Annotated in this window: 6 protein-coding genes; 1 reads left to right on the top strand and 5 read right to left on the bottom strand. The window is 46.3% G+C overall.

Going from position 1 to position 9,772, the window contains the following annotated elements; translation table 11 throughout:
- Nucleotides 1–347 precede the first annotated feature (347 nt).
- The 5 genes from dnaA to HMPREF0666_RS14160 form a co-directional block, all read right to left on the bottom strand.
- On the bottom strand, nt 348–1,754 hold the full coding sequence (gene dnaA, locus HMPREF0666_RS14180) for a chromosomal replication initiator protein DnaA (protein ID WP_009013059.1): 1,407 nt from the start codon (nt 1,752–1,754) through the stop codon (nt 348–350).
- A 377-nt stretch (nt 1,755–2,131) separates the two neighbouring features.
- Nucleotides 2,132–3,112, bottom strand: a complete 981-nt coding sequence (locus HMPREF0666_RS14175) for an MlaD family protein (protein WP_009013058.1) — start codon at nt 3,110–3,112, stop codon at nt 2,132–2,134.
- Between the two features lie 12 nt (nt 3,113–3,124).
- The gene (locus HMPREF0666_RS14170) at nt 3,125–4,402 is read right to left on the bottom strand and encodes an N-acetylmuramoyl-L-alanine amidase (RefSeq protein ID WP_042856450.1); all 1,278 of its coding nucleotides are present in this window, start codon (nt 4,400–4,402) and stop codon (nt 3,125–3,127) included.
- A 52-nt stretch (nt 4,403–4,454) separates the two neighbouring features.
- On the bottom strand, nt 4,455–4,829 hold the full coding sequence (gene folB / locus HMPREF0666_RS14165; RefSeq protein WP_009013056.1) for a dihydroneopterin aldolase: 375 nt from the start codon (nt 4,827–4,829) through the stop codon (nt 4,455–4,457).
- Nucleotides 4,830–4,898: 69 nt separating this feature from the next.
- The gene (locus HMPREF0666_RS14160) at nt 4,899–7,499 is read right to left on the bottom strand and encodes an adenosylcobalamin-dependent ribonucleoside-diphosphate reductase (protein ID WP_009013055.1); all 2,601 of its coding nucleotides are present in this window, start codon (nt 7,497–7,499) and stop codon (nt 4,899–4,901) included.
- A gap of 96 nt (nt 7,500–7,595) precedes the next feature.
- Here HMPREF0666_RS14160 and HMPREF0666_RS14155 point away from each other — a divergent pair, with 96 nt between their 5' ends.
- Complete coding sequence (locus HMPREF0666_RS14155) at nt 7,596–8,333, top strand: nitroreductase family protein (protein ID WP_042856449.1); 738 nt, start codon at nt 7,596–7,598, stop codon at nt 8,331–8,333.
- Nucleotides 8,334–9,772 lie beyond the last annotated feature (1,439 nt).

Genomic DNA, 9,772 nt, shown 5'->3' with positions numbered 1-9,772 from the left:
CACAGATAAACAGAACACACAGCATTCCACAGAGACATTAAGTCAACCGATATCACAGAACCTTACACCCATCTTTAGCTGAAACGCTCTGTGTTCTCTGTATGCCGAAGGCCTTCTGTGCGCTCAAAACGTGCGCCTAAATGCTCAGTGAACTCTGTGCGCTCTGTGAGAGAAAAAATACCCTCTATGAGAAAAAGAATGTCCTCTATGAGAGAAAACACGACCACCGCCCCATGCAGCCAGCTGGTTTTGCACACTCTACCACTCGTTTACAGTATCATTTCACCCTCAGCAAGAGGAACAAAAAAGCCTGCCACGACCATGCAGCAGACTTTCAAACTAATACCTTATGCTTTTAACTTAAACGAGTTTTCGATACTTGCGAGCTCAGCATGGAAGCCCTTGTCAACCTTCAGACGGTCTTCTATCTTGGAACAACTGTGGATTACGGTGCTGTGGTCGCGGTTTCCGACCAGCTTACCGATACGGCTTGCAGGCATCTTAGTGTATTTCTGTGCCATATACATGCTCACTTGGCGTGCCATCACTATGTCTTTCTTACGCGAACGAGAGTTGACAGCTGTCATCGTAACATTATAATGCGAGCAAACCTTATCCAAGATATCATCGATGGTAAGCGGTTCATCATCAATCTTCACGGCACGCTTGATGACACGCTCAGCCAGTCGCATATCAATATTACTGTTATAGACAACGCTGTAAGCAAGGAGTGAGTTAATAACACCCTGCAGATCGCGCACGCTACCATTAGCTGTTTCGGCAATGAAGCGCACCACGTCCTCTGGTATATTGAGTCCGTCGCGTTTTATCTTACTATGGAGAATATCCACACAGAGCTGTACGTTAGGTTTTTCTAACTCTGCTATCAAACCACAAGAGAAACGTGTTAGCAGGCGGTCGTTCATTCCCTTGAGGTCGACGGGTGGTCGGTCGCTTGCTAAGATAATTCGTTTACCATTGCGGAAGAGGTGATTAAAGATATGGAAGAAGGTGTCTTGCGTCTTCGTAGCAGTAACCCATTCCTGTATGTCATCGACTATCAAGACATCAATCGTTTGATAGAAATTGATAAAGTCGTTGGTAGTGTTCTGTCGAACAGAGTCGGTGTACTGCACCTGAAAGAGGCGAGCAGAGACATATAACACACGTTTCTGCGGATAAAGCTGCTTAGCTTTTAATCCGATAGCATTAATAAGGTGGGTCTTTCCACAGCCCGATGGACCATAGATGAACATAGGGTTAAACTGCGTTGTGTTAGGGTGCTCTGCGATAGAAAGGCCGATAGAACGTGGTAGCTTATTACTGTCACCTTCCACATAGTTGCTGAATGACTTATGAGGGTCGAGTTGTGAGTCAAGGTCTTGCGGTACAGTGTCGAGCACTGTAGGGCTCTGGTTAGCCCGTGCTGTAGGGCGTTGTGAAGCCACGTCCTCGATAGTGTCCTGCTCTAAGTCTTGTGATAAGTGATTTTCCTGGTCAACCATCACGCGGTAAGTAAGCTGTACTCCCTGTCCGAAAACACGTGTGAGGACCTTACGTAGCAAGTCTACGTAATGTCCTTCCAAATACTCATATACGAACTGACTTGGGACCTGCACTAACAAAGTCTTTGATGCTGGCTTGTACGATTGGAGTACAATCGGACGGAACCAAGTGTCAAATTGCTGCTCGGTCACATTCTCCTTTATGAGCTGGAGACAACTATCCCAAAGTGTTTTAGGACTCGCGTTCATAACTGGTTGTCTATCGTTTCTATGTCTTTCTATGGGGTATTGGCATGCCAACTACCCCTTGTTTATTATTTGATAGTGCAAAGATAGTAATTTATTTATAAAGAGAACTATCGCTAACTCTATACCTCTTAATTATAAAAAGGTGTAAAACGTTATATTTGTGGACTTTGCGTCATCTTGTATCTCAGGTAGCATATAAGCGTAGTTGTGTATTTCTAAGTATTTGAAGAACAAGTACTTTACTACTGCTAACCACGAAAACGACCCAAGTAGTGAAACAACAGCAAGGGAGACGGGAAGAAGCTGATACTCAAAAGGCTTCAACACGCATCCCTTGTGTGTGAAACATCGACCGTTCTATTTAGACCTTATTTAAATTACTTGTCCTTTCTCCCGAATAGAGAGAAGTGTACATAACGTTTCGGATGAGCCTTGACATTGGTCAAAAGACTATCTGCTGTGCGCACTGTATTATTCAGATTATTATACAGATTAGCGTCGTTAAGCATTAAGCCTAATGTTCCCTCGTTGCTATTCAGCTTAGCTGTAAAGGCGTTCATATTGTCGATAGTAGCGTTCACCTTAGCCATTGTCGTCGCAATGTCAAGTTCGTTCACCTTATTATTAAGGTTGCCCATCATCGTGTTAGCACCACGGATGGCCCCACGCGCCTCTGTTATGCCCTTGTTAGCATTGAGCATTACGCCGTTGGCATTGTCCATCACTCGGCCAGCCTTCCCTACCACAGTAGGCAAAGCACCATTGGCTTGTGCGAGCAGTTGGTTGAGTTCGCGAGAAGTGGTGGTGAGGTTGGTGGTTATATCTTCCACATTATGAAGCGAAGTACGCAGGGCTGGGTCGGCAAGGAGGCTGTTCACGCTTCCAAGGATGCTGTCTACCTTAGGTAACATCTTCTGAATAGCAGGCACCATACCCTTTATGTCGCCCAAAGTACCATCGTTGATGCGACCGTCTATCCACCCGTTAGCAGCCAACAACGTCTTACTCTCGCCAAGTTTCAAGACTACCTTCACATTACCCATGATGTCGCTAATAATCTCAGCAGTAGTACCTTCTGGCACCTTCATGGTCTTATCTACATCGATATCAACGGTGATAGACTCGCCTAACTTATCATAGTTGTAGTCGATATTACGCACTACACCGACCTTAAAGCCGCGAGCGTAGACAGGAGTAGACGTGGATAAGCCCGTGATATCATTGAACTTAATCCTATAATGCGCATCATTCGAGAAGAGAGACAGACCTTTCAGGAACTGGATCCCAAAGAACAATACAACGATCGCAAGTAGTGCTACTACGGCAATCTTTACTTGTGGCGTAAATACTTTCTTCATATCTTGTTTACTTTACTTATTCTTTTTATTCCTTAGAAACTCTGATATCGCTTGGTTGACATCCATTCGTGAGCCGTCTTTATAGGCAATTATAAACGATTGTGGGAAGTCTTTTAATAGATTGTTGCGCATGCGCGCTATCTCATTATAATTCGTACTTGACCCTACCGTGTACTTATAATAATTGCCCTCTTGCGTACAGTCGATGTCTGTGCGGCCTCGGAAGAGCGGACTACCAGCGTGTAGCTGCTTGTTGGAGGCCATGACCTGTATCTTAAACACAGGTACGCTCGCCTGGGCTGTAGTACGGTCGTCGCACGTCGGCAGGAGGTCTTTGATAGCAGCCGATATTCGCTTCTTAGCCTCTTCCACCTTACTCATACGACGGGGCTTCTCAGTCTGTGAGACAGTCTGACGTCGCTCCGTTGGTACAACCGTACGAGGTTTGTCGACAGGGGCCGTTGGGATGACACGATCGATGACTATCTTCTTATTCTCAACAGGCCGGTAAGGGACGACGATGCGGGTGTCGTACTTGTTCTTATACTGTACGAAAGCATTGTAGATACCCCTCGCCATGGCATCAATACCCTCTGGTGAGTTAAGGTACTCCTCCTCGTCTGCTGCAGTGATAAAGCCTAACTCTATCAGACAACTCGGCATATAACTCTCACGAAGGACGAGGAAACCAGCCTGATGGACACCCTTGTCGATACGACCAGCCGATGAGCAGACAGCGTTCTGTATCATTCTTGCCAGCTCAACACTCCTTTCCATGTTCGCATTCTGCATGAACTCGAACATAATATAGCTCTCTGACGAGTTAGGGTCGAAGCCCTGATAGGTCTGCTGATAGCCTTTCTCCATAGAGATAACGCTGTTCTCTCGCTTAGCCACGTCAAGATTATCCTTCGCACGGTGCATACCTAAGGTGTAAACTTGGAACCCTTTCACATACCGACCAGAGGCTACAGAGTTCGTGTGGACCGATACAAAGAGGTCGGCCTTTGCTTTGTTGGCTATATCAGCACGCTGATGTAAAGGAATGAACACATCGCTCTTACGCGTATAAATCACATTGACATCGGGCATATTACGCTCTACATAACGCCCAAAAGCCAAGGCTATATTCAAGTTGATGTCCTTCTCTTTGGATATAGCACCTATCGCACCAGCATCATGACCACCATGACCGGGGTCGATAACCAGTGTGAAACGCCCGTTTGCAGCCCATGTAAGACCAGCAAACATGACCAAGAAGACAAAGAGAAGCGATATTTTCTTAAACATACTTAATTCTTTAGGGAACAAAGATACGGCTTTTCGGTGGGAAACCATGGCTCTAATCTTTGGTTTTATCATTTATTAAGTGTAATTCAACGCCTGCCCCTTCACTATCAGCACCCATGGGTGGGTTTTTCTTGACTATCTTTAAGTCGATACTACTTATCTCTGGGAAGGCGACTGACAACTCTTTAACAAGGGAACCAGCAGCTGACTCTAACAGACGGGCGGGTCGGCTCATCACTTCTCTAACGATGTCGAATACCGTTGCATAGTTCAGCGTGTCGGCGACATCATCGCTCTCCATGGCCTTAGCAAACGGATAGCCTATACGGAGATCGACAACATAAAGATTACCAACAACACGCTCCTGCGCTCCAACTCCTATGCGAGCATGGAAGTGGAGACCCTGCAGAAAAATGTAACTTGTCATTATTTTCATCATTACTTACGAGAAGTGAGGACAAAAGAAGGCCTTTGTCCTCTGGGTTCATACTGAGTGCTATCCGCAACGTGAGGCCCCACAGTTGGTACAGATAAGGCAACCTTCTTGATAGACAAGGGTCTCCTGCCCACAAACAGGACATTTTAAGCCTGAAGCACTGGTCCCATCAGTGACGTACTTCTTCAATGCGCGCTCCACACCATTCTTCCATGTGTTAATGCTTTCACTCTTTAGTTGCAGCGAGCCGACGAGCTTGATGACATGATCGATTGGCATTCTGTAGCGTAAGACGCCAGAGATTAGCTTCGCATAGTTCCAATACTCTGGATTAAACTTCTCTGATAAGCCCTCGACAGTGGTCTTATAACCACGCTTGTTCTCAAACTGAAAGTCGTAACGATGCGTACCGTCTTCTGCGGTCTGCTTGATAATCTTACCCTTTGTAACGCTCTTTGGCAGGGCAATACCCTCCTCGTCATCTTGCAAGCCCGTGAAGATCTCGTAGGGATAACCCTCTAACAAACCTACGAAGGCCACCCATTTCTCTTTGTTGTTTTGGAACCTCACGACATCACACTCCAGTTCCTTTGGGCGTACCTCAATGACTTGTGGATGATTGCAGATGTGCTCGTGATGCTCTTCAGCAGAGTTTAAGTCCTTTGCCTTCTCCTCATCAGCAGGCTTGTTCTCCTTGGTCTTGTCTTTCTTTGACACTGATATCATCACACCCGAGCGGCTTCCATCACGATAGATGGTGCAGCCCTTGCATCCACTACGCCATGCCTCAACATAAAGCTTATTAACCAGAGCCTCATCAACTTGGTTAGGTAGGTTCACTGTCACGGATATAGAGTGGTCAACCCACTTCTGTATCTCACCTTGCATACGCACCTTCATCAACCAGTCGACGTCGTTTGCCGTTGCTTTATAATAAGGAGAGCGTTTCACAAGTTCGTCTATTTCTTCTTGGCTATACCTCTTTTGTGTGTCAATCCCGTTCACCTCCATCCATGTAAGGAACTTACGGTGGTAGACAATGTACTCTTCGAAGGAATCGCCAACCTCGTCGACGAAGTCTACATGTACGTCTGTATCATTAGGATTAACCTTACGACGACGCTTATAGACAGGCATGAAGACTGGTTCGATACCTGATGTCGTCTGCGTCATGAGCGAGGTTGTACCCGTAGGGGCTATCGTCAAGCAGGCTATATTCCTACGACCATACTTCTTCATATCCTCGTAGAGCTGCGCATCGGCCTCCTTCAATCGTAGAATAAACGGATTGTTCGCCTCACGCTTAGCATCATATATCTCGAAGGCACCACGCTCCTGTGCCATTGTCACTGACGAACGATAAGCATTCAGAGCTAATGCACGATGAATGGAAACGGAGAAGTCGGTCGCTTCCTGCGTCCCATAACGTAAGCCCATGGCAGCTATCATATCGCCCTCGGCCGTAATACCCACTCCTGTGCGTCGGCCCAGACAACTCTTCTTCTTTATCTTCTCCCAGAGATGATACTCTGCACTCTTCACCTCATCTTGCTGTGGATCGCTCTTAATCTTCGTTAGGATGAGGTCTATCTTCTCCATTTCAAGGTCGATGATGTCGTCCATAAGTCGCTGTGCGAGCTGTGCATGACGTTCAAACAACTCTTTGTCAAAGCGTGCATGGTCTGTGAATGGGTCGATAACGTAGGAGTAGAGGTTCAATGACAAGAGTCTACAACTATCGTAAGGACAGAGGGGTATCTCTCCACATGGGTTTGTTGAAACGGTCTGGAAACCAAGGTCAGCATAACAGTCGGGGATGCTCTCACGGATAATCGTGTCCCAAAACAACACGCCTGGTTCGGCACTCTTCCATGCGTTATGTACTATCTTCTCCCACAGTTCCTTGGCCGATACCTCCTTGGTAACGGCTGGCTCATCGCTATCAATAGGGAACTGCTGTACGTAAGGTTTACCTTCAACGACGGCTTGCATGAACTCGTCGGTTATCTTCACAGACACATTGGCACCTGTCACCTTACCTTCTTCCATCTTGGCATCGATGAATGCCTCTGAATCGGGGTGTTTGATACTTACCGAAAGCATCAAGGCTCCACGCCTACCGTCCTGTGCCACCTCACGTGTACTGTTCGAATAACGCTCCATGAAAGGGACAAGACCAGTAGAGGTCAGGGCTGAGTTGTTCACTGGCGAACCTTTCGGACGGATGTGAGAGAGGTCATGACCAACGCCACCACGGCGTTTCATCAGTTGTACCTGCTCTTCGTCGATACGCATGATAGCACCGTATGAATCGGCATTACCGTCTAAGCCGATGACAAAACAGTTGGAGAGCGATGCCACCTGATGGTTGTTACCAATACCAGTCATCGGACTACCAGCTGGGATAATATATCTGAAATGGTCTAAGAGGTCGAACACCTCTTGTGCCGTCAATGGATTCTTATATTTCTGCTCAATACGTGCTATCTCGTTAGCTATGCGCCAGTGCATCTGTTCTGGCGACTTCTCGTAGATGTTACCATAGCTATCTTTCATCGCATACTTGTTGACCCACACTCGAGCAGCAAGTTCGTCGCCACCGAAATAAGCTAAGGTAGCTTGAAAGGCTTCGTCGAAAGAGTAAGTTTGATTGGTTGTCATTATCGTTGTTTTAGATTTTTTTCGTCTGCGAAGTTACGAATTGTTTTCCAAAATAGAAAACATTTACTTAACTTTGTAGCACTAAAATCATCTAAAATGGAAATGTTTAATAACAGAAGGACTATAAGGAAATATACCTCAAAGGAGGTGTCTGAGGATTTAGTAAGAACTTTGTTGGAGAAGGCGGAACGTACTCCTACAATGGGTAACCTGCAGCTCTACTCGGTTGTCATTACTCGGGAAGCGGAGAAGAAGGCGCAACTTGCACCGGCTCACTTTAATCAACCGATGGTGACTGGGGCTCCTGTTGTACTCACGTTCTGCGCTGACTTCCGTCGTACTACGCTTTGGGCGGAGAACCGTAAGGCTATGCCTGGATACGACAATTTCCTTTCGTTCCTCAATGCGGCTACTGATGCACTGCTCTACTGTCAGACCTTTTGCAACCTTGCCGAGGAGGAGGGATTAGGCACATGTTTCTTAGGAACAACCATCTATAACCCGCAGTCGATTATTAAGACGCTTGGTCTGCCTCGCCTTGTGATGCCTGTTGCAACCATCACCCTCGGTTGGCCTGATGAGAACCCACCCCTCACCGACCGCCTGCCTATCGATAGTATCATCCATAACGAGACTTACAACGATTATACTCCATCCCGCATTGATGCGTTCTACACCCCTAAGGAACAACTCGAAGAGAATAAACACTTTGTGGAAGTCAACCATAAAGAGACACTCGCACAGGTGTTCACCGACCTAAGATATACTAAGGAGGCGAATGAAGCAATCTCGGAAGTGTTGCTAAAGACGCTGAAAGAACAAGGCTTTATGTAGGATTAACAACCCACTAACAGCCTACCATCGACACCCAACAGAAGCCTCACCCCCAACCCCTCTCCGAATGGAGAGGGGCGTGATTACCGTGATACCCCTATTTACTCGATATAGTTATCTAAATTACTCTCCCTACTCTTTGGGAGAGGCGACTATTATTATGCTATCTATCATCCCATACTTTACACACTACCAGACAATTACAACGCCCTTACCTACCCTCTCTTATTATTTTACCAATACCCCGCACGTCACATAGCTACACCCAACATTCTCCGTGCTAAGACCTAACACATCATGTACCAATATCCCGCACGTACTTAGTCAATGTCCTTAACACCACCTGTTAACAACCAACATTCTGGCAGCTAATATCTAATACGTAAGCCAATAACGCTCCCCTCATTTTCTATTATTGTCATCCTTCAATACTCTCAACCAACTACTCCTTATTATATATAGCCAAGTTAGGGCTTGAGTGGTGGGTGGTAGGTGGTGATTGGTGGGTGTTAGGTGTTGAGTGGTGGGTGTTAATGAAAAGCCTTGGTGGGTGTTAGGTGATGAGTGTAAGGTGCTGATGATTAGCTAACGTTGGCTGTAAAGTTCTGTGAAATCGGTTGACTTAATGTCTCTGTGGAAACCTGTGTATTCTGTTCTTCTGTGTCTTTCTGTGAGAAAATGAACATTGAGGAGTCGTGTGTGGAGTTCTATCTCTCACAAAAAACATTTTTTCTCTCACAGAACTCACAGATTTAACAGAACCTTTTTGCGCACTGTTTCGAACTCACAGAAGGCCTCCGGCATACAGAATTCACAGAACGTTATTGCTAAAGAAGGGTGTTGGGTGATGAGTGTTAGGTGCTGATGATTAGCTAACGTTGGCTGTAAGGTTCTGTGAAATCGGTTGACTTAATGTCTCTGTGGAAACCTGTGTGTTCTGTTCATCTGTGTCTTTCTGTGAGAAATAGAACGCACCCTCTCTATGAGATGACACACAAACAACTCGCTGGAGAGTTTTTTCTCTCACAGATCTCACAGATTTAACAGAGCGTTATTGCGCACAGTTTCGAACCCATAAGAGAGTGGCCCCTCCCCCAACCCCTCCCCCGCAGGGAGGGGCGTGATATGTGAGGTTACCCCTACAAGACCGCCATTAAGGGACATAACGAAGCCTACATCCTTTTTATAGGGGTATCTCGGTGATTACGCCCCTTCCCTTCGGGGGAGGGGAAGGGGAGGGGCCGCTCTCTCTCTCATGTTTTCTTTTTCTTTCTCTCACAGAGTTACACAGAAGAACAGAGCGTACAGGGTTGCACAGAGACATTAAGTCAACCGATAACACAGAGTGTTTAAGCTAATCTCAGCAGTAAAATTCTGTGATATCTGTCGCCTGCTTGCCAGGCGTTTTGTGGGTTCCCCCTGTTAGCAGAAAGGCCTCT

The sequence above is a fragment of the Prevotella sp. C561 genome (assembly GCF_000224595.1).
Lineage (GTDB): Bacteria > Bacteroidota > Bacteroidia > Bacteroidales > Bacteroidaceae > Prevotella > Prevotella jejuni.
The sequence above is the reverse complement of the archived record's forward strand: the minus strand, read 5'-3'. Positions and strand labels throughout refer to the sequence as shown.

What these genes read in the sequence shown, in the direction of transcription:
- dnaA (WP_009013059.1), bottom strand. Translation starts at nt 1,754, where the DNA reads ATGAACGCGAGTCCTAAAACACTTTGGGATAGTTGTCTCCAGCTCATA.
- HMPREF0666_RS14175 (WP_009013058.1), bottom strand. Translation starts at nt 3,112, where the DNA reads ATGAAGAAAGTATTTACGCCACAAGTAAAGATTGCCGTAGTAGCACTA.
- HMPREF0666_RS14170 (WP_042856450.1), bottom strand. Translation starts at nt 4,402, where the DNA reads ATGTTTAAGAAAATATCGCTTCTCTTTGTCTTCTTGGTCATGTTTGCT.
- folB (WP_009013056.1), bottom strand. Translation starts at nt 4,829, where the DNA reads ATGACAAGTTACATTTTTCTGCAGGGTCTCCACTTCCATGCTCGCATA.
- HMPREF0666_RS14160 (WP_009013055.1), bottom strand. Translation starts at nt 7,499, where the DNA reads ATGACAACCAATCAAACTTACTCTTTCGACGAAGCCTTTCAAGCTACC.
- HMPREF0666_RS14155 (WP_042856449.1), top strand. Translation starts at nt 7,596, where the DNA reads ATGGAAATGTTTAATAACAGAAGGACTATAAGGAAATATACCTCAAAG.